The sequence below is a fragment of the Polynucleobacter hirudinilacicola genome (genome assembly GCF_002192535.1).
GTDB lineage: Bacteria > Pseudomonadota > Gammaproteobacteria > Burkholderiales > Burkholderiaceae > Polynucleobacter > Polynucleobacter hirudinilacicola.
In genome coordinates this window covers 268092-289269 of the sequence record NZ_NAIA01000001.1, presented here as the reverse complement: position 1 = coordinate 289269, position 21178 = coordinate 268092, and the positions used below count along the sequence as shown (strand labels likewise).

Sequence of the window (21178 nt, the reverse complement as noted above, 5' to 3'; positions counted from 1 at the left end):
ACTTTAGAGTCTATTTCTACCCCGAAGTCCAGGTAGATCTTCTAGAGAATGTTCGGGCAACAAGGCGCCTAAATTTTTTGAGAAGGCGAACGCCTTGAAGAGCTCACCCATTTCCGCTTCGGACATTAGTTTTTGTAGTGAGTTTGAGATTGGTAAAAAGATTTCAGGGTCACTTGGATTAGCAATCTCTAATGCAATGTCACCAATGCCAGCATCTAATAAATAGGCGGCTTGATTAGTGAGGTATACATCATCTGCATTTTCTGCAAGTGCACTACGCGCAATTTGTGACCACTCTACATGGGTCGTCAAATCACAAAGTCCTGGAAGATAAAAGGGATCCTGAATTGCATGATGGCGATGATGTGCCATTAGTGTGCCTTCTAGTCTTTGTGAGTGGTAGTACTCGCTTTCTGGAAAGCCATAGTCGAAAGTTAAAAATAGACCAGTGTCTAGTTCCTTGGCTACTTGCCGCATCCATGCATTAGCAGGTGTATGTAACTCAGTGACGTAGCCTTCGGAAAAATGCTCACTTAAGAGGCTGTCAGGCAATAGATCTTGCGCTACAGGTGAACCAACTTTCCAAAGTAGTTTGTGATTTTCAAAGCCAACACCATACCAATACCAACATTCATTCTGATAAATGATCGCATCACATGGAATAGCATCGATGACTTCGTTGGCAAGAATGACGCCCTTAAATTCTTTAGGTAATTCGCTAAGCCAACAACATTGAGTGGATAAATTTAATTTATGAACAAGGCCATCAATGCGTTCTTGCTGACGCTGTGCCAGATCGGGAGAAATCTCGATGATGTCGTAGCGATCCAAGCTAATGCCAAGATCATGAAGTCGACTCAGAATCGAGGTGGCAAGCTTGCCTGTTCCAGCGCCAAATTCGAGGATTTGAGTCGGCAAACCTTTTTCTTGGAGACCTTCAAGAACCGGCAATAAGGTGGAGCAAATTGCCGCTCCAAAGAGGGGGCTTAGCTCAGGGGCTGTGGTGAAGTCCCCGCCAGCGCCTAATTTATGAGCCCCAGCGCTGTAATAGCCCATTTCAGGCTCATATAGGGCCATCTCCATATACCGAGAAAATGGCAGCCAGCCGCCCTGAGAAGCGATCTGAGACGCAATTTTGGCCTTGAGGAGCTCGCTATGCTCCGTTTCAAGGCTGGTCAAGGTAATATCCATAGCTCGCTAGTCTAAGAGAATTTAATTGAACTCACCCTCATCCCGCCAACAGAAAGCAGTTTTAGTGACGGGCGCTGCCAAGCGCCTGGGTCGGGAAATTGCTTTGGAGTTTGCACGCCAGGGATGGGATGTGGCAGTTCATTATGGGCGATCCGAGCAAGATGCTCAGGAAACCGTCAAACAAATTCAGGCTATTGGGGTTCAGGCCTATGCTTTTCAGGCCGATTTGGCTGACGAGGATGCCATCAAAATACTCTTTACCGCAGTTACTAAACAATTTGCTAATTTGCATTGCCTAGTCAATAGCGCATCTATTTTTGAGTACGATCGCGCTAATTCAGATGCACCGTTGAGTGCGGCTAGCTTGCAAAATCACATGCAGGTCAATTTGACTGCGCCCATTTTGCTGTCTCAATTGATGTTTGAGTATCAGAAAAATAATTCGCATCAAGCAGACGGATATTACTTACCATCGGTCATTCAATTACTTGATCAAAAGTTAATTAATCTTAATCCAGACTATTTGTCATACACCTTATCTAAAGCAGCTTTAGCAACCTCCGTTGAAGTATTGGCGCTAGATTTTGCTCCTCACCTTAGGGTGGTTGGCTTAGCGCCTGGAATTTCCTTGCCCTCTGGCGATCAAACTAATGACGGATTTGCAAAGGCGCATCAAATGACGCCATTAGGAAAGTCATCAACACCAAGCGATGTTGCTACAGCAGCTGTATTTTTGGCGAAAGCGAATGCCATTACTGGCACCACTTTATATGTTGATGGTGGCCAACATTTATTACCCTCATCACGTGATGTGATGTTCAAGACAAATTAAGTAGGTTATTCATGCACGCAATTCTCTCTCATCCAGCTCTCGCAGATTGTCGGCGTTTATTTTTACGCGACTATGAGATCTATATCAATATCGGCGTTCATGATTTTGAGAAAAAGGCAGAGCAACGCGTGACTCTGAACGTAGATCTCTACATTCCATTGGCCATGAATACTCCAACGCATGATCAGTTAGATGAAGTAGTTGATTACGACTTTATGCGAGAAACCATTAAGGCGCGGGCCTCTAAGGGCCATATTCATCTTCAGGAAACTTTTTGTGATGACATCGTAGCAGCAATGCTGGCTCATCCTAAGGTATTGGCAGCGCGAGTTAGTACAGCCAAGCCAGACGTATATCCAGATTGTCATTCTGTTGGTGTCGAAGTATTTCGGATTAAGCGAGCGTAAGTGATTAGTCATGGGTGATATTCGTAAAGTTGTTTTCGAAGAGAACAAGCTAGAGAAAAAACTCTGTCGCTTAGTAGGTCAAGCCATCGGTGACTTTGGCATGATTGAAGATGGCGACAAAGTGATGGTGTGCGTTTCTGGTGGCAAAGATAGTTATGCCATGCTGGATATTCTGATGAAGTTACGTGAGCGCGCTCCAATTCATTTCGAGATCATTGCTGTTAATCTGGATCAGAAGCAGCCTAACTTTCCCGCGGAGATATTGCCCAATTATTTAAAGAGCTTGGGTGTTCAGTTTCATATTGAAGAACAAGACACCTACAGTATTGTCAAGCGCGTTATTCCAGAAGGTAAAACAACGTGCGGTTTATGTTCCCGTTTACGCCGAGGAATTTTGTATCGCGTGGCAGATGAATTGGGTGCAACAAAGATTGCTTTAGGCCATCATCGCGATGACATTTTAGAAACCTTGATGTTGAATATGTTTTATGCGGGTAAATTAAAAGGCATGCCCCCTAAGTTACGCTCTGATGATGGTAAGCATATTGTTATCCGTCCTTTAGCTTATGTTCCCGAGAAATTACTTGAGCGCTATGCGGGCGATATGAATTTCCCGATCATTCCTTGTGATCTTTGTGGTAGTCAGCCCAATCTTCAGCGTCAGGTAATGAAGGAAATGTTGCGCGATTGGGAAAAGAAGCACCCTGGCCGAGTAGAAAATCTCTTTCGCTCAATGCACCACATCGTCCCATCCCATTTAATGGATGGCGAGGCCTTTGATTTCCAAAACTTAGAGATTTCTACCGAGCTATCTGGTATTGCCGCTAGATCCTCTGGCGATAAGGCGATTGATGAGGCGGAATTAGACGAATTGGCTTGTGGAACTCTCATTCAGGGGACTTATAATCCCCCCTTATGAATATCGTCATCTTGGCTGCTGGGCAAGGAAAGCGGATGAAATCCGCCCTGCCCAAGGTTCTGCAAACTTTAGCAGGGAAGCCTCTCCTCCAGCACGTCCTTGTTACTGCTTTATCTCTACAAAATAAGCAGACCAAAAACGGTCCAATCGTGGTGGTTGGTCATGGTGCTGCCGATGTAAAAGAATTCCTAGACAATGCAAGCAAGGTAAGTACGAGCTTTAGCAAAGTCTCTACTGCACTCCAGGCCGAGCAAAAAGGAACAGGCCATGCTCTGCTGCAAGCACTGCCAAAATTGGATGTGCAAGAGCCTACTTTGGTTCTTTATGGCGATGTCCCGCTGACTAGTAAAAAAACTCTAACTAAATTGGCTAAATTGGCGGACGGTGTGCGTGGCCAAGATTCTGCTCTGGCATTACTTACTCAGAATCTAGAAAACCCAAAGGGCTATGGCCGCATTGTTCGTGACCCCGATGGTTCAGTGCAGGAGATTGTTGAGGAGAAAGATTCAACACCAGTACAAAAAGCGATTCATGAAATTAATACCGGCATCATGGTGTTGCCAACTAATGCATTAAAGAAATGGCTAAAAGCTTTGCGCGCGAGCAATGCCCAAGGCGAATATTATTTAACCGATGTGATTGCGATGGCCGTGAAAGACGGTGTGCCCATTCGCACGACACAAGCAGATGATGAATTTGAAACAGTTGGCGTCAATAGCCGCGACCAATTAGCCTCCCTAGAGCGCATTTATCAACTCAATATTGCTAATCAATTGATGGAGGCCGGCGTGTCATTGGCTGATCCTGCGCGCATTGATGTGCGCGGCACGCTCGAATGCGGTACCGATGTTTTCATTGATGTAGGTTGTGTCTTTGAAGGCTGTGTGACCCTAGCAGCAGGAACAACAATTGGTCCTTACTGTGTGATTCGTAATAGCGTAATTGGTAAAGGTGTAGCGGTTCACGCCTACAGTCATATTGATGGTGCCAAAGTTGGCAACCAGTCGGTGATTGGGCCATACGCACGCTTACGCCCCGGTGCTGATTTATCAAACGATGTTCATATTGGTAACTTCGTTGAAATCAAGAATAGCAAAATTGCTGCCAATAGCAAGGCAAATCATTTGGCCTATGTCGGCGATTCTATTGTGGGCTCTAGAGTCAATATTGGCGCAGGCACTATTACCTGTAACTACGATGGTGTGAATAAGCACCAAACTATTATTGAGGACGATGTTTTCATTGGCTCTGATACGCAGCTGGTTGCTCCAGTACGCGTTGGACGTGGTGCTACATTGGGTGCAGGTACAACCCTGACAAAAGATGCGCCAGCAAATCAGCTAACAGTATCTAGAGCAAGGCAAGTTTCTTTGCAGTGGAAGCGTCCTATAAAGCAAGAAAAAAAGCCTGCTTCAAAGAAAGCTGTTAGTAAGAAAGTCGCTACCAAGAAAACCGCAAAGGGTAAAAAATAATGTGCGGCATCGTTGGTGCAGCGTCCCATAAAAATATTGTCGATGTGTTAGTTGAGGGCTTACGTCGCCTTGAATATCGTGGGTATGATTCATGTGGATTTGCGCTTATCAATGGAGACGATGCTCAGCATCCAATTGAAAGAGCTCGCACTACAGCCCGCGTTTCTGAGTTAGCTGAGCAGGGGAAAGAGTTCGTCGGTACCGTTGGTATTGCCCATACACGCTGGGCTACGCATGGCAAGCCGGATACACAAAATGCACACCCGCATATTTCTAATGGTCTGATTGCTGTTGTACATAACGGCATTATTGAGAATTACGAAATCTTGCGCTCAGAATTAAAAGCTGCTGGCTATGTATTCACTTCAGAGACTGATACTGAGGTGATTGCCCATTTAATTCATCAACAATATGTTGCTGATGGCCAAAAAGACATCGCCCAATCAGTCAGAATAGTTTTGCCTAAATTACATGGCGCGTACGCGATTGGCGTCATTGCTCAAGATCAGCCTACAACCTTAATTGGCGCACGTGCTGGCTCGCCATTAGTAATAGCTTTAGGGGATCACGAAAACTTTTTAGCCTCAGATGCACTTGCTTTGGCTGGACGTGCTAGCTCGATGATGTACTTGGAAGAAGGCGATGTCGCTATCCTCAAGGCGGACAGCGCAGAAGTGATTGATCAATCCGGCAAGTCTGTGCAAAGAGATCGCAAGCCAATGCCTACACAGGCAGACTCTGTGGATCTTGGCCCTTATCAGCATTACATGCAAAAAGAGATCTTTGAGCAGCCTCGGGCGATTGGCGATACGCTGGCTAATATTGCTTCTTTTGGTCCAGAACTGTTTAATGCCAATCCAGATGACTGGAAGAAATTTGATCAAATCTTGATCTTGGCTTGCGGCACCAGCTATTACTCAGCATGCGTTGCTAAATATTGGTTAGAAGATATTGCTGGCATTCCAACTCAAGTTGAGATTGCAAGTGAGTATCGGTATCGCACAACTGTTCCAAATCCAAAAACTTTGATTGTGGTGGTATCTCAATCAGGCGAGACTGCAGATACGCTGGCGGCCTTGCGTCATGCCAAGGGTCTTGGACATGAGCTTACCTTGGCGATTTGTAACGTTGCTAGTAGCGCTATGGTTCGTGAAACCGGTTGGCACTTTTTAACTAAAGCCGGTGCTGAGATTGGTGTTGCATCTACTAAAGCATTTACTACACAGTTGTTAGCTCTTTACCTCTTGGCAGTTTCCCTTGCTAAGCGTGCCGGCAGAGTTTCTCCTGAAAAAGAAAAAGAGCTTCTTCGCGAATTGCGTCATTTGCCTAAGGCACTCCATGCGGTATTGGCACTAGAGCCTCAAATCATCGCCTGGAGTGATGCATTTTCTAAATGTGAGAATGCGCTTTTCTTAGGGCGTGGTCTTCATTACCCAATCGCACTCGAAGGCGCATTGAAGTTAAAAGAGATTTCATACATTCATGCAGAGGCCTATCCAGCTGGTGAGTTAAAGCATGGCCCTTTGGCATTGGTAACTGAAAAAATGCCAGTTGTAACGGTTGCTCCAAATGATGTTCTGCTTGAAAAACTAAAGTCCAACATGCAGGAAGTGAAAGCGCGCGGTGGTAAGTTATACGTTTTTGCTGACCAAGATACCAATATCATGAGCACCGAAGGCATTAACGTCATTCGCTTGCCAGAACACTATGGCAATCTCTCACCAATTTTGCATGTCGTACCACTTCAACTTCTGGCGTATCACACAGCTTGTGCACGCGGTACGGATGTTGACAAGCCCAGAAACCTTGCTAAGAGCGTGACTGTTGAGTAATTTTCAAGTTTGACATTTGCCCAAAGCTGTGGACAAATTTAAGTAGTTAAATCATGGCTTTACGAATCCCTAATGACATTTCTGTGTTCAAATAAGCCTTGTAAAAGAGGATATTTGTTGCAACTCATGTTTTTGTCTAAAGCGCCTGCACTCTCAAGTTTAAATTTACTACTGCTGATTTCTGCAGGAGTGTTATCAGCTTGTGCGGTTGGGCCGGACTTTAAACAGCCGGATGCCCCGAAGACTACGTCTTATACAGAGGGTCCCCTCTCTCCAAAATTAACCACCGCTCCTGGAGTGCCCGGTGGCACTCCTCAAGAATTTGCCGAGGGGGCAGATATAGAGGCGCAATGGTGGGAGCTTTATAAATCTCCGGAGCTTGATGCTCTGATCAGAAAAGCACTTGAACAAAACCCAAATTTAGGTGCAGCAGATGCAGCACTGCGTGCCGCACAAGAAAATGTGAGCGCTCAAATTGGCGGTCAATATTTTCCAGCAGTAAGTGTTGGTGGCGCGGCTACTCGACAACTTCAACCATCGGCTATTTATGGCCTGCCATATGGATCAGACACTTACAATCTTTACAACACCTCAGTCAATGTGACTTATAAATTAGACGTCTTTGGGGGTGCGCGCCGTGCAGTCGAAGGTGCGAGAGCCCAGGCTGAAGTTGCTCAGTTTCAACTAGAGGGCGCATACCTTTCTCTAACTGCTAACGTAGTCACAAGCGCAGTTAAAGAGGCAGCCTTGCGTGCGCAAATGCAGGCGACCGAAGAAATCTTAAAAGCCCAAACCAATTTGGCAGAAGTAACGGAGAAGCAACTCAAGATTGGTACGGTTAATAAAGTTGATTTGACCTCCCAGCAAACCTTAGTGGCAAGTTCACAAGTTGATCTATTTAACTATGAAAGAAATTTAGCGTTTGCTCGCAATCAGTTGGCAGTGCTTGTTGGCGAGCTGCCTAGCAATGCCAATGTTGCAAAGTTTGATCTCTCAAATTTGCACTTGCCTGAAAAGTTACCGCTCTCTGTTCCGTCAAGCCTAGTGCGTCAGCGCCCTGATGTTCGGGCTGCAGAGGCTCAACTTAAGGCGCAGAACGCATTTGTTGGTGTGGCTACAGCAAATTTATTACCGCAATTTAATATCACTGGATCGATTGGTTCTGCTGCGCTGACTTCAGCTGCATTATTTGGCCCCAACTCGGCATTATGGTCTATTGGCGGCGGAATTTTGCAGCCCCTGTTTCAGGGCGGTCAGTTGTTAGCACAGCGTCGTGGCGCAATCGCAAATTATGAGCAAGCAGCTTTTCAGTACCAGTCTACGGTCTTAAATGCTTTCCAAGAAGTGGCTAATGCATTACGCGCACTCGAGACCGGTGCGCAAGCTCTAAAGGCAGCATCAGATGCAGAGCGTTACGCCTTTGAAACACTCGACTTAGTTCAGCAACAATATAAATTAGGCACTGCCAGTTATTTGGCGGTCCTGTATTACCAAAATCAGTATCAACAGGCAAAAGTGAAATCAGTCGCAGCTCAAGCAACTCGTTTTTCTGATACAGCAGCATTATTTGCAGCATTGGGTGGTGGTTGGTGGAATCGTGAGGGCCCCGCTTTTAAACGAAAAGACATAGCGAACAAAAATCAAAATGAAACTTCTGGAAACAATTAAGAACAAAGTCTTTGCTATCGTTCTTGCCTTGTGGGCATGGATGAAGTTAAAGGCGGTCGAGTGGACATTGCGTGAGAGAGTAATTGCGCTGTGGGAAAAAGCCAAAGCTTTTTATGCCCGCATGGGTCAGAAATGGCGTGGTACCAAGATATATGCAAAGTTGATGGCTATGGAGCCATTGCCGCGACGTATGACTATTATGTTGTGCAGTGTTTTGTTGTTGCTGGGATTGATTTTTGCTTTTAATCAATTCAAGACTTTCATGATTAAGCATTTCATTTCAGGAATGGGATTACCTCCAGCAACAGTTTCAACAATGGTGGTCGCTACTTCTGAATGGCAACCTAAACTCACCAGCGTTGGTAACGTCCGCGCCTTCAGGGGGGTAGAGTTAAGTACGGAGATTGGTGGCTTAGTATTAACGGTGCCCATTAAATCTGGCCAAGACGTCAAAGAGGGCGAGTTATTAATTAAATTGAATGATGCCTCCGATGTGGCACAACTCAAATCCTTAAAGGCAATGGCTGATCTTGCTAAAGTCATTAATGAGCGTGATAGACAGCAGCTTGCTATTCAGGCAATCAGTAAAAATGTATTTGACACTAGTGCGGCTGATGCTAGTTCTAAGCAGGCACAGGTTGAGTCTCAAACAGCTTTAGTTGCTAAAAAGAATTTAAAGGCACCATTTAGTGGGCGTGTTGGTATCGTGTCGATTAACCCTGGTCAGTATGTTAATCCAGGCGATAAGCTTTTAACCTTACAAACCTTGGATCCTATTTTTGTAGACTTTAATTTGCCACAAAGCAATGCAGAGCAAATTCAAGTGGGCCAAGAGGTGACTGTCACTACGGATGCATTTAAAGATGCCAGTTTTACCGGCAAGATTACTGCCGTTAGTCCAAAAGTCGATACCAATACCCGCAATCTTCAAGTTGAGGCACAACTGGCCAACCCCGATAAGAAAATTCTTCCCGGAATGTTTGCTAATGTAAATATTAAGGTTGGCGAACAGGTGAAATTATTAACCTTGCCTCAAACAGCAGTGACCTATAACCCATATGGTTCAACAGTATTCATTGCCAAGCCTACAGGTAAGCAGGATAAGCAAGGCAATCCAGCATTAGAGGCTCAACAAGTCTTTGTTACCACCGGGGCAACCCGAGGTGATCAGGTGGCAATTCTCAAGGGGGTTGAAGAGGGCGCGACGATTGTGACCAGTGGTCAGCTAAAGCTGAAGAATGGCACGCCGCTCATTATTAATAACAAGGTGCAACCATCGAATTCACCTGACCCTAAGCCACAGGAATAGTGAGTAGATGAATTGGACTGACATATTCATTCGCAGACCAGTGCTTTCACTGGTCGTGAGTGCGCTCGTCTTGGTGTTTGGTTTAAAGGCTATTGGATCTTTGCCAGTCAATCAATATCCGCAAACGCAGAATGCGATTGTCACCATTACTACCGCTTACTATGGCGCTGACCCAGAAACCATTGCAGGTTTTATTACGCAGCCACTTGAGGCTTCTATTGCGCAGGCGCAAGGGATTGATTATTTATCGTCAGCCAGTGTCAGTGGCGTTTCAACGATTATTGCCACACTCAAGTTGAACTACGACTCTAATGCGGCATTAACGCAAATTCAGACACAAATTAGCGCGGTTAAGAATCAATTACCACCACAAGCCCAGCAGCCCATCTTGACGGTTCAAGTAGGCCAGTCTACTGCTGCGATGTACATGGGTTTTTATAGTGATGAAATACCCAATAATGCGATTACTGATTATTTGTTGCGAGTTGTAAAACCCAAGCTAGATTCGGTTGAGGGTGTACAGAATGCCGAAATCACAGGCGGCAGAAAATTTGCCCTACGCGCTTGGCTAGATCGCGAGAAGATGGCTGGTCTCGGAGTGGGTGCTGATGATGTCTATAGTGCTCTATCTGCTAATAACTATTTATCAGCGGTCGGCAGCACTAAAGGCGATATGGTAGCGGTCGATTTGGTGGCAGGTACTGATTTACATACGCTAGAAGAGTTTCGTAAGCTAGTAGTTAAAAAAGATGGTGTGAATATTATTTATCTCGATCAGGTGGCCAATGTCACCTTGGGGTCTGAGGACTACAACACCAATGTTGCCTTTAGCGGTAAGAAGTCGGTATTTATTGCTATCAAGGTTGCCCCCCAAGCGAATTTATTAGACGTCGCTCAGCGAGTGCGCGATGTAGTTCCTGGTATTCAGAAGCAATTACCCATTGGCATGACTGGCAAGATTGTCTATGACTCCACCAAGTTCATTACGAGCTCAATTAATGAGGTGGTTTCTACTTTGATAGAGGCTTTGGTGATTGTGACCATCGTGATTTATCTCTTCTTGGGTAGTGTGCGGGCAGTTGCGGTTCCGGTCATTGCGATGCCACTCTCACTGATTGGCACATTCTTCTTGATGCAGGTTCTGGGTTACTCCATCAATTTGCTTACTTTGTTGGCGCTGGTGCTGGCAATTGGTTTGGTGGTTGATGACGCTATCATCGTGGTCGAAAACGTTGATCGACATATGAAAGAGGGCAAGTCTCCATTAGAGGCTTCACTAATTGCTGCTCGTGAATTAGGCGGTCCGATTTTGGCGATGACAGTAGTTTTGATTGCGGTGTATATCCCAATTGGCTTTCAGGGTGGCTTGACTGGTGCGCTCTTTACGGAGTTTGCCTTTACTTTAGCTAGTGCAGTCGCTGTCTCAGGTCTGATTGCATTGACGCTATCACCGATGATGTGTTCGCGCATTTTTACTGAAGAGCAAGAAGCATCTTCTTTTGTACAAAAGATTGACCGGGTTTTTGATAAGGTTCATCACAGCTATCAAAGTACTCTGCGTGACTTACTCAGTACATGGCAAGTGATTATTGTGATGGGGGTAATTCTTCTGGGTGGTGTCGCGTATCTTTACGCTACCGCACGTGCAGAACTAGCCCCGACTGAAGATCAAGGTATTGTATTGATGCAGGCATCTGGTCCACCGAATAGTACGGTCAATCAAATGCAGACTTACGCAGATCAGATTTATGCGATTGCTAGCGCCGAACCAGAATATGAGCAAGCCTTCCAAATCACTAGCCCAACTTCAAGCTTTGGCGGTATCTTATTGAAGGATTGGGGTGAGCGGACTCGTAATGCTACAAAGTTCCAAGAAGATATGCAGCAGAAGTGGAACACGATTGCTGGCGCTCGCGTGGCAGCCTTTCAGTTCCCTGCCTTGCCTGGAGCCCAGGGTTTCCCGGTGCAAGTAGTAATTAATACCACTGAATCGTATGAGCAACTGAACGAGGTGTCTCAGGCAGTTTTAGATAAAGCACGTCGTTCCGGAAACTTTTTCTATGTAGATTCAGATTTGAAAATCGATAAGCCACAAGATGTTCTGGTGATTGATCGCGAGAAAGTTGCTGCTTTAGGGATGACTCAGCAACAGGTTGGCTCAGCATTGTCTGCTGCTTTAGGTGGCGGTTATGTGAACTACTTTTCAGTAGCAGGTAGATCATATCGCGTGATTCCGCAAGTGAAGCAGACGGACCGTTTAAACCCAGACCAGATTTTGGATTACTACATTCGTACGCCAAGCGGTGCAATGATTCAGGCGCGCACGATTGCCAGCATTAAGCAGCGTGTTGTTCCTCAGTCAATCAACCACTTTCAGCAATTGAACTCTGCCACGATTGCAGGGGTCAGCACCCCATTTATTTCACAGGCAGATTTATTGGAGTTCATGCGTCAAAGCTTAAAAGAGGTTGCGCCCAATGGCTACAGCATGGACTATGCTGGTCCATCACGTCAATTCATGGCTGAGTCCGGCGGCTTTTTGGTCACCATGTTCTTTGCGATCTTGATCGTATTTTTGGTTCTTGCTGCGCAGTTCGAAAGTTTCCGTGATCCGATCGTGATCTTGGTATCAGTGCCGCTTGCCCTTTTTGGCGCACTCATCTTTATTAACTTGGGCTTTACTACCTTAAACGTATATACCCAGGTAGGCTTAGTGACGCTCATGGGTCTCATTAGTAAGCACGGTATTTTGATTGTCGAATTTGCTAATGAGCTACAAGAAGCAGGCCGCAGCAAACTTGATGCAATTGTTGAGGCAAGTAGCGTGCGTTTAAGGCCAATTTTGATGACTACTGCAGCGATGGTATTGGGTGTATTGCCTTTGGTCATTGCTTCTGGCGCAGGTGCTGCAGGCCGTCAATCCATGGGTATTGTGATCTTTACTGGCCTATCAATTGGCACGCTATTTACTTTGTTTGTCGTACCTGCCATGTATCTCTTTATTGGTGCTGATCACCACCAGAAGAAATTTAAGCAAGAGTAAAGTGCAGCGAGTGACGACTGCTCAATAGCGCCTATTTAATGATGTTGAGCTCTTTTTCGGCAATATCATTAAAGTAAGTTTCTTTTTCTAAACGCTTAAGCCACGCATCAATATTTTTGAGGTCTGCACGTGCGCCAGTTTGCTTTGGGAAAGTGTTGTTCAGGAGAATCCAGCGACTCGCAGAAAGTCCAAGGGCAATATCACCAATATGAAATTGATTGCCAGAGCAATACGGTTGCGTGCTCAGAGTTTGATCAAGGAGACCTAGCAATTGATTTGTGTTTTGATACGCTTTTTGGATGGCGACATCATTACGTTCCGCTTCGGGCGTTCTAGTGAGACCCAAAAATGCAACGCGTAAGGCAGGCCACATTGTTCCGAGTTGCCAGTCTAGCCACTTTTCAGAGTTGTACTGAGCATGAATATCTGATGGGAACCGTTTGTTTTTGTCATGCTCTTTGGCAAGGTAGCGCAAGATGGTATTTGATTCCCAAAGAATGAGATCGCCCACCATTAAAGTAGGCACAAGGCCGTTGGGGTTCATTTTGAGGAATTCAGGGGTACGGTTGATACCAAAGTGAAGTCCAGCATCAATCCTCTCAAAGTCTTGACCTTCCTTTAATCCTAACTCAGCAAGACACCACAACACTTTCTGAACATTGATGGAACTTTTGCGACCCCATAAACGCATCATGACAGTTCCTTCAAGACCATTTAAGTAGTTTTTGTTTCTGTGAAATCAAGACCAACAAATTTACTGCGAGCAAAAATGAGCGGCTCTTTGTCTGGATGATTCTTTAAGTTAATCACTTTGGCAACAATGATGTTGTGGTCTCCACCTATATGCACGGAAACAGTTTCACATTCATAGTAAGCAACACAATCATTGATCTGAGTGAGTCCGCTAGCAGCTAACTTATGTCCAACATTGACAAATTGCTCCTGCTTTACGGTAGCAAAGTGCATGGCTAAATTTTCTTGGGAGCGTTCAAGTACATGAATAAGATGTTTCTTCCCCACTTCTACCCAAGGCATTAAACGAGAATGCCTCTTTAGGCTCCACAGGATAAGGGGTGGCTCAAGAGAAACTGAGTTAAATGAGCTGATGGTGACTCCATGATGACCTTGATTTTCATCAATGCAGGTAATGACGGTGACCCCGGTAGCAAATGATGCGAATCCTTTGCGTAGCTCTTGTGAGGTAAATGGGGTCATCAAACTTTACTTACTTTGCTTCTGCTTTTACTGCAGGAGCGATAGTTGTCCCTGGAATAGGAATTAATATTTCATTATCTTGGGCCTTCACGCATTTAAAGCGATATTCCTTGCCTGCTTTAGATAAGAAGCTAGCACCTTCATAAAAATCATTTCTACAGGCTTTGCTAGCAAAGTCCATGACATCCTGTGGATCAGCGCTGGAAGAAATTAAGCGCATATTACCCATAGACATATTGATTTGAGTCGAATAGCACCCCGTGAGTATCAAGCTAGAAATCGCAGTTAATAGTAGAATTTTTTTCATGGAAGCCTCCATAATGAGCAATGCTCGTTAGGATAAACCTATTAAGCATTTGTTGCGGGAAAATGCCCCGTTATAAAAGGAAGAGACATGTTTAGAGCAATATTGGTGAATAAGGATGAGCAGGGCTATCGCGCAGAGTTGGGGCAGGCTGATGAGGCTAGCCTACCGGAGGGGGAGGTTCAAGTTAAAGTTCTTTACTCCACTCTTAACTACAAGGATGGCTTAGCGATCACTGGTAAAGGTCCTGTGGTGAGAAGCTTTCCAATGGTTCCAGGAATCGATTTTGCTGGCGAGGTTGTGGAGAGCACCAGCCCAGACTTCAAGACAGGAGAGATGGTGCTCTTGAATGGCTGGGGAGTGGGTGAGGGCCATTGGGGTGGTTTGGCGCAGCAGGCTAGAGTCAAGGCTGATTGGTTAATTCCACTTCCTAAAGGGTTTACGGCCAAGCAAGCTTTAGCAATTGGTACGGCGGGCTACACCGCCATGCTTTGTGTCATGGCATTGCAAAAGCATGGTCTTAAGCCGAGCGATGGCGAAGTATTGGTGACTGGTGCGGCAGGTGGGGTTGGAAGCTTTGCAATCACCTTATTAAGTAAGCTTGGCTTTACCGTTGTCGCTAGTACTGGCCGAATGGCTGAGGCAGATTATTTAAAGAAATTAGGCGCTGCTGAAGTGATTGACCGCGCCACTTTATCTTCCCCAGGCAAGCCTTTAGCAAAAGAGCGCTGGGCGGCAGTAGTCGATAGCGTTGGCAGTCATACCTTGGCCAATGCTTGTGCACAAACAAAGAGCGATGGTGCGGTGGCAGCTTGCGGGCTTGCTCAAGGTATGGATTTCCCATCCAGTGTTGCACCATTTATTCTGCGTGGCGTGACTCTCTATGGCATCAATAGCGTAACCGTACCGCGTGCAAAACGGATTGCTGCTTATGAGCAATTGAGCAAATTAGTTGATCTAAAAACTTTGGATGAAATCTCTCACGAAATTACCTTAGAAGAATCTTTGAAGTATGCGCAAGAGTTAATGGCGGGTAATGTACGTGGTCGCTTAATTGTGGATGTAAATAAGTAAGCGCCTATAAATTTACTCTGGTGTTTGAGGTTTGCGTGAATTCAGTTTGGACCAAACCTCAAGCTTCTCGGGATTAGAAAGATCAGACCAATCTGCAATTTCAGTAAGCGTGCGATAGCATCCGCGACAGTAACCATTTTCAGGATTGATATCGCACCAATTGATGCAAGGTGATGGGACAGTTGTCAAAATAAACCTAATCGCAATTCAACAGAAAAAATTCAAACCATGAGCACCCAAAATCAGGCAAAAACAGAAAGTGCTATTCATTATCCATTAGGAGAGGCGTTTCCTGAGCTTGGCAGCACTATTGAGATTGCGCCAGGGGTTCGTTGGCTCAGAATGAAGCTGCCATTTGCCTTAGACCATATTAATCTCTGGCTTTTGCGTGATGAAATCGATGGCGTTGCTGGTTGGACGATTGTGGATTGCGGTATTGCAAATGATGAGACTAAGGCTTCGTGGGAGAAGATTTTTGTAACTCAGTTAGAAGGCTTGCCAGTTCTGAGAGTACTCGTGACGCATATGCATCCAGATCATGTGGGTTTATCGCAATGGTTATGTGAAAAATGGAATGCACCTTTGTGGATCTCGATGACAGATTTTCTAACTGCACAGTGGCTAAGCTGTAAAGAGGGTGGCGCTGCCATTGGAGCGCGTGCCGGCGGCGGTGGATCTGCAGATCATTTTCAGAAGCATGGTTTGACTGCACCAGAAGATCTGGAAAAAATTCGGGCGCGTAGTAATTACTACAGCAATATGGTCCCCGGTATGCCTCGTCAATATCGTCGCATTATGGATGGCGAGACTATTTTGATTGGCGGAAAAAAATGGCAGGTCATTATGGGGTATGGACATGCACCAGAGCATGCCTCACTTTTTTGCAAAGACTTAGGGGTATTGATTTCCGGAGATATGCTCTTGCCACGCATCTCAACGAATGTCAGCGTCTTTGATGCTGACCCAGATGCTGATCCATTGGGACTTTATTTGGATTCTCTAGATGATTACTTACCTCTGCCTGATGACACCTTAGTCTTGCCGTCGCATGGCAAACCATTTACAGGTATGAAGCCACGTATTGCACAGCTGAAGGCGCATCATGACGACCGTTTGGCAGATACGCTTGGCGCATGTAAAAAACCGGCACATGCTAGAGAGATAGTGCCGGTTTTATTTAAGCGTGAACTAGATATTCATCAACTTACTTTTGCTATGGGCGAAGCTATTGCCCATCTGAATTACCTACTTCGTCGAGGAAAGTTGGATCGCCGGCTTTGCGAGGACGGCGTGTTGAGGTTTTCCGTGGTTTAGCCTTAACGCTGCTTGTTTTAGTATTCGACTCTTCATTTGGTGCTGTTGCTGCAGCACCCGCTGCAGATACCGCATCCCCAAATGACTTTAGCGCCATCATTGTGGCGTGCTGTACTTCTAGGCCTTGAATGGTGGACTTGAGAATGTTGAGGTTCAAATTGAGCCAATTCTCAACGCTTTTGAGGTCCTTGATGCGCTTTTCTAGTTCATCAATGTCCAGCCCTGGAAAGGCTGAGGCAAAGCCGCCAGCGGCTTTAGAGGCATCTGTAGTGAAGGGAAATTGCCCAGCTTGACCTGCGGCACCCTGTCCCCACATGGTCTTAAACATTTCAAGGCTTTGATTAAATTCTGGAATTGTTCCAAACATACCTACTCCGGGTTAAATGAAAAGTGGCTTTTCCAATAGAATAAGGGATTCTAGAGATTTATCCCGGTTAATCAATGCAATCTAATGGTATTTCCCAGTCCTATACCCGTGGTCAGGCGCTTCCCGATCTGCTGAAGCAGCGCATTCTGATTTTGGATGGAGCCATGGGCACCATGATTCAGCAGTACAAATTGACTGAGGCTGACTACCGTGGTTTACCTGGTAACACCCGATTTGCTGATCATCCTGGAGATATCAAAGGCAACAACGAGCTCTTGGTTTTGACCCAACCTCAAATTATTAGCAAGATACATGAGCAGTATTTAGATGCTGGTGCCGACATTATTGAAACCAATACTTTTGGTGCGACCTCAGTTGCTCAAGAAGATTACAAAATGGCTGGGCTTGCGCGCGAGATGAATGAGGTTTCCGCAAAGCTTGCTCGCGCAGCTTGTGAAAAATATAGTACGGCCGATAAACCCCGTTTTGCGGCTGGAGCAATTGGCCCCACACCAAAGACAGCCAGTATTTCTCCCGATGTCAATGATCCGGGCGCGCGTAACGTCACCTTTGATGCTTTACGGGCTTCTTATCGTGAACAGATTGAAGGTTTGTTTGCTGGTGGAGTTGATTTATTTTTGGTTGAAACCATTTTTGATACGTTGAACGCTAAGGCGGCATTGTTTGCGTTAGATGAATTCTTTGAAGAAACGGGCGAGCGTTTACCTGTAATGATTTCTGGAACAGTAACCGATGCCTCCGGACGAATTCTTTCTGGGCAAACGGTTGAGGCATTTTGGAATAGCTTGCGCCACATTAAGCCACTTACATTTGGCCTGAACTGCGCGCTAGGCGCTGCTTTGATGCGCCCTTACATTGCCGAGCTCTCACGAATTTGTGATGCAGCAATTTCTTGTTACCCCAATGCCGGCTTGCCAAATCCAATGAGCGATACCGGCTTTGATGAAACCCCAAACATTACTTCAAGCCTAGTTGATGGCTTTGCTAAAGATGGGCTAGTGAACTTGGTAGGTGGTTGCTGTGGCACTACACCAGATCACATTCGCGCAATTGCTAATGCAGTTGCAAAGCGTAAGCCACGCGTTTTTTATCGTGAAGATTCTGAGGCTGCAGCATGAGTAATTTTGATAAAAAATCCATGCCAGCGATGAAGCTTTCCGGCCTGGAGTCATTTAACGTTACGCCAGATGTTGGTTTTGTGAATATTGGTGAGCGTACTAACGTAACAGGCTCCAAAGCATTTGCTCGCATGATTTTGAACAATCAATTTGATGAAGCACTCGCAGTAGCGCGCCAACAGGTTGAGAATGGTGCGCAAGTAATCGACATCAATATGGACGAAGCGATGTTAGATTCTGAAGCAGCAATGACACGCTTCTTAAATCTCATTGCTTCTGAGCCTGATATTGCTCGGGTTCCAATCATGATCGACTCATCTAAGTGGAGTGTAATTGAGGCCGGCCTGAAATGTATTCAGGGTAAGCCGATTGTGAATTCAATCTCTCTCAAGGAAGGTGAAGAGCCCTTTAGACAGCAGGCGCGTTTGATTCGTCGATACGGCGCCGCATCTGTAGTCATGGCTTTTGATGAGGTTGGTCAAGCCGATACATTCAAACGCAAAACAGAAATTTGCCAGCGCTGCTATGACATCTTGGTGAATGAACTTGGCTTTCCTGCAGAAGATATTATTTTTGACCCGAATATTTTTGCGATTGCCACTGGTATTGAAGAGCATGATAACTATGCGGTTGACTTTATTAACGCTACGCGTTGGATAAAAGAGAATCTTCCGGGCGCCAAAGTTAGTGGTGGCGTCTCTAATGTGAGCTTCTCATTCCGCGGTAATGATCGTGTGCGCGAAGCTATTCATACCGTGTTTTTGTATCACGCCATTCAAGCTGGCATGGATATGGGCATTGTGAATGCTGGTCAGCTGGGCGTCTACGCTGATTTAGATCCAGAGCTGCGTGAGCGCGTTGAGGATGTGGTCTTGAACCGCTTTAAAGAGAAGGATGGCAAAACACCAACTGAGCGTTTATTGGATATCGCCGATCAATTTAAAGGCGGCGGTGCTAAGCAGGTAGAGAACTTGATATGGCGTGAGGCGTTAGTGCGTGAACGCTTAACGCATGCACTAGTCCACGGCATCACTACGTTTATTGAAGAAGATACGGAAGAGCTGCGTGCTGAAATCATGGGCTCAGGTGGCAGACCAATCGAAGTGATTGAAGGCCCACTCATGGATGGCATGAATGTCGTCGGTGATTTATTCGGTGCCGGAAAAATGTTTTTGCCTCAAGTAGTCAAGAGTGCGCGAGTCATGAAGCAAGCAGTTGCGATTCTGATTCCTTACATTGAGGAAGAGAAGCGCCAACATGTTGCTGCTGGCGGTGAAGCTAAGGCTAAAGGTAAGATCGTGATGGCTACTGTGAAAGGTGACGTACACGACATTGGCAAAAATATTGTGACCGTGGTCTTGCAATGTAATAACTTTGAAGTTGCCAATATGGGTGTGATGGTTCCTTGTGCCGAAATTCTGAAGCGCGCTAAGGAAGAAAATGCCGATATCGTCGGTCTTTCTGGTTTGATTACACCGTCACTTGAAGAAATGACTTATGTTGCTCAAGAAATGCAGCGTGATGATTATTTCCGTGAGCGTCAGATTCCATTGATGATTGGTGGTGCGACAACCTCGCGTGTGCACACTGCCGTGAAAATCGCTCCACATTATGATGGTCCTGTAGTTTATGTGCCAGACGCATCTCGCTCAGTATCAGTTGCTTCAAGTTTACTTTCTGATGAGAGTGCTAAGAAATTTATTCAAGACTTGCGTGATGACTATGTACGCATTCGTGAGCAGCATGCCAATAAGAAGGCGGCCCCAACAATTTCTTTAGAAGCAGCCCGTAAAAATCGCGAGCTCATTAACTGGTCTTCTTATGTTCCAGAAAAACCAAAATTTATTGGCCGTCGTGTATTTAAAAACTTTGCACTAAGCGATATTGCCAAATACATTGACTGGACGCCATTCTTTCAGACCTGGGATCTTGCTGGTAAGTTTCCAGCCATTTTGGATGATGAGGTTGTGGGCGTTGAGGCGCGTAAAGTATATGAAGACGCCAAGGCATTGTTGGATAAATTGATTAAAGGTCAATGGTTGCAAGCCGATGCCGTCGTCGCTTTCTATCCTGCTAATACGATTGGTGACGATATCGTTTTGTATAGTGATGAGGCGCGCGAACATCCACTATTTGTGTGGCATAACTTGCGCCAACAGGCTGAGCGTCCAGTGGTTGATGGAGTACGCAGACCTAACCGTTCTTTAGCAGACTATGTTGCTCCCAAAGATTCTGGTGTCGCTGACTACCTGGGTTGTTTTGCAGTTACGACTGGTCATGGTGTGGAGAAGAAGGTTGCAGAGTTTCAGGCCAAGCATGATGACTACAGTGCGATTATGTTGAAGGCTTTGGCTGATCGATTAGCAGAGGCATTTGCCGAACTGATGCATCACCGTGTACGTACTGATTTGTGGGGTTATGCCACAGATGAGATTTTGACGAACGATCAAATGATCAATGAAGAGTACCGCGGTATTCGTCCTGCACCGGGATATCCGGCATGCCCAGCCCATGAAGTCAAAAAAGATTTACTAAGAGTGATTGGCTCTGAAGATATTGGTATGACCCTAACTGAGTCAATGGCCATGAACCCCGCTTCTAGCGTGAGCGGTTTTTATCTCGCTCATCCAGATGCGCGTTATTTCAATGTGGGGAAAATCTCAGTCGATCAGATTGAAGATTTAGCTAAACGACGTGGCGAGTCAGTCGAAGACATACGCCGTCAATTGGCAAGCTTAATAGATTAAACGCCCCACATCACGGGCTCGTCTTTAGCTTTGGCTTGCTTCATTAGTTCTAAGAATGGATAGGCCCGCTGCCCAAGGCGATCAGTCAGCTTTGGTTTTTCAGTAGATTCTTTGGGTTCATCCTGCGTTTTGGAGCGCTCTTCAAGGTCTTTGAGGATGGCAGTCTCTAGAGCTGTAATGAGAACAGGGAGATGCTCAACGGTCAGGATTCCACGGGGCTCTAGCGGACGACCCAAAATATCGAAAATTCGCTTGGTCAAATCCCCCAGCATAATGACGTCTGGACCAGCTTTTGAGCGAAATTGATAGATCATTTCTATAGCTTACCACCTGATAAACTCACTC

Annotated in this window: 19 protein-coding genes; 12 read left to right on the top strand and 7 right to left on the bottom strand. The window is 45.7% G+C overall.

All coding sequences use genetic code 11. The annotated features are described in order from the left end of the window. Positions 1-3: 3 nt before the first annotated feature. Entirely contained in the window at positions 4-1191 is a 1188-nt protein-coding gene (locus B6A14_RS01445; protein ID WP_087908698.1) for a class I SAM-dependent methyltransferase, read from the bottom strand. Positions 1192-1216: 25 nt separating this feature from the next. On the opposite strand from B6A14_RS01445, the gene B6A14_RS01440 reads away from it, so the two are divergent. From B6A14_RS01440 to B6A14_RS01405, 8 genes are all read left to right on the top strand, one after another. Then, positions 1217-2023: an SDR family oxidoreductase gene (locus B6A14_RS01440; RefSeq protein ID WP_087908697.1), complete on the top strand. Its 807-nt coding sequence runs from the start codon at positions 1217-1219 to the stop codon at positions 2021-2023. Positions 2024-2034: 11 nt separating this feature from the next. Then, positions 2035-2430, top strand: coding sequence for a dihydroneopterin aldolase (locus B6A14_RS01435; protein WP_087908696.1), 396 nt, complete (start codon positions 2035-2037; stop codon positions 2428-2430). Positions 2431-2440: 10 nt separating this feature from the next. After that, positions 2441-3349, top strand: a complete 909-nt coding sequence (ttcA, locus tag B6A14_RS01430; protein ID WP_087908695.1) for a tRNA 2-thiocytidine(32) synthetase TtcA — start codon at positions 2441-2443, stop codon at positions 3347-3349. After that, positions 3346-4821 carry a bifunctional UDP-N-acetylglucosamine diphosphorylase/glucosamine-1-phosphate N-acetyltransferase GlmU gene (gene glmU, locus B6A14_RS01425; RefSeq protein ID WP_087908694.1) on the top strand — a complete coding sequence of 492 codons (1476 nt, stop codon included), beginning with the start codon at positions 3346-3348 and terminating at the stop codon, positions 4819-4821. The genes ttcA and glmU overlap by 4 nt, the downstream gene beginning before the upstream one ends. Beyond that, positions 4821-6653 carry a glutamine--fructose-6-phosphate transaminase (isomerizing) gene (glmS, locus tag B6A14_RS01420; RefSeq protein ID WP_087908693.1) on the top strand — a complete coding sequence of 611 codons (1833 nt, stop codon included), beginning with the start codon at positions 4821-4823 and terminating at the stop codon, positions 6651-6653. The genes glmU and glmS overlap by 1 nt, the downstream gene beginning before the upstream one ends. 126 nt (positions 6654-6779) lie before the next feature. Continuing rightward, positions 6780-8321, top strand: a complete 1542-nt coding sequence (locus tag B6A14_RS01415; protein ID WP_087908692.1) for an efflux transporter outer membrane subunit — start codon at positions 6780-6782, stop codon at positions 8319-8321. A 169-nt stretch (positions 8322-8490) separates the two neighbouring features. Continuing rightward, positions 8491-9630, top strand: coding sequence for an efflux RND transporter periplasmic adaptor subunit (locus tag B6A14_RS01410; RefSeq protein ID WP_087908892.1), 1140 nt, complete (start codon positions 8491-8493; stop codon positions 9628-9630). Between the two features lie 7 nt (positions 9631-9637). Beyond that, on the top strand, positions 9638-12673 hold the full coding sequence (locus B6A14_RS01405) for an efflux RND transporter permease subunit (protein ID WP_087908691.1): 3036 nt from the start codon (positions 9638-9640) through the stop codon (positions 12671-12673). A gap of 31 nt (positions 12674-12704) precedes the next feature. Here the strand turns inward: B6A14_RS01405 and B6A14_RS01400 are convergent, their stop codons facing one another. From B6A14_RS01400 to B6A14_RS01390, 3 genes are read right to left on the bottom strand one after another with little or no spacing between them, the layout of a single operon-like run. Then, the gene (locus tag B6A14_RS01400; protein ID WP_087908690.1) at positions 12705-13367 is read right to left on the bottom strand and encodes a glutathione S-transferase family protein; all 663 of its coding nucleotides are present in this window, start codon (positions 13365-13367) and stop codon (positions 12705-12707) included. Between the two features lie 20 nt (positions 13368-13387). Further along, positions 13388-13888, bottom strand: a complete 501-nt coding sequence (locus B6A14_RS01395) for a flavin reductase family protein (RefSeq protein WP_087908689.1) — start codon at positions 13886-13888, stop codon at positions 13388-13390. 10 nt (positions 13889-13898) lie between these two features. Next, entirely contained in the window at positions 13899-14195 is a 297-nt protein-coding gene (locus B6A14_RS01390; RefSeq protein ID WP_087908688.1) for a hypothetical protein, read from the bottom strand. A gap of 87 nt (positions 14196-14282) precedes the next feature. Here B6A14_RS01390 and acuI point away from each other — a divergent pair, with 87 nt between their 5' ends. Next, positions 14283-15266, top strand: a complete 984-nt coding sequence (gene acuI, locus B6A14_RS01385; RefSeq protein WP_087908687.1) for an acrylyl-CoA reductase (NADPH) — start codon at positions 14283-14285, stop codon at positions 15264-15266. Between the two features lie 12 nt (positions 15267-15278). On the opposite strand, the gene B6A14_RS01380 is transcribed toward acuI, so the two are convergent. Further along, positions 15279-15455 carry a DUF1289 domain-containing protein gene (locus B6A14_RS01380; protein ID WP_087908686.1) on the bottom strand — a complete coding sequence of 59 codons (177 nt, stop codon included), beginning with the start codon at positions 15453-15455 and terminating at the stop codon, positions 15279-15281. 39 nt (positions 15456-15494) lie between these two features. Here B6A14_RS01380 and B6A14_RS01375 point away from each other — a divergent pair, with 39 nt between their 5' ends. After that, positions 15495-16580, top strand: a complete 1086-nt coding sequence (locus B6A14_RS01375; RefSeq protein ID WP_087908685.1) for an MBL fold metallo-hydrolase — start codon at positions 15495-15497, stop codon at positions 16578-16580. On the opposite strand, the gene B6A14_RS01370 is transcribed toward B6A14_RS01375, so the two are convergent. Next, positions 16492-16947, bottom strand: coding sequence for a PhaM family polyhydroxyalkanoate granule multifunctional regulatory protein (locus B6A14_RS01370; protein WP_087908684.1), 456 nt, complete (start codon positions 16945-16947; stop codon positions 16492-16494). The two genes, B6A14_RS01375 and B6A14_RS01370, sit on opposite strands and share 89 nt — an antisense overlap. 74 nt (positions 16948-17021) lie before the next feature. On the opposite strand from B6A14_RS01370, the gene B6A14_RS01365 reads away from it, so the two are divergent. Together B6A14_RS01365 and metH are read left to right on the top strand one after the other, a co-directional pair. Next, the gene (locus tag B6A14_RS01365) at positions 17022-18086 is read left to right on the top strand and encodes a homocysteine S-methyltransferase family protein (protein ID WP_087908683.1); all 1065 of its coding nucleotides are present in this window, start codon (positions 17022-17024) and stop codon (positions 18084-18086) included. Next, positions 18083-20833, top strand: coding sequence for a methionine synthase (metH, locus tag B6A14_RS01360; RefSeq protein ID WP_087908682.1), 2751 nt, complete (start codon positions 18083-18085; stop codon positions 20831-20833). The genes B6A14_RS01365 and metH overlap by 4 nt, the downstream gene beginning before the upstream one ends. On the opposite strand, the gene B6A14_RS01355 is transcribed toward metH, so the two are convergent. After that, a complete protein-coding gene (locus tag B6A14_RS01355; RefSeq protein WP_087908681.1) occupies positions 20830-21147 on the bottom strand; it encodes a DUF1840 domain-containing protein in 318 nt (105 codons plus the stop codon). The genes metH and B6A14_RS01355 overlap by 4 nt on opposite strands. Positions 21148-21178: the final 31 nt, after the last annotated feature.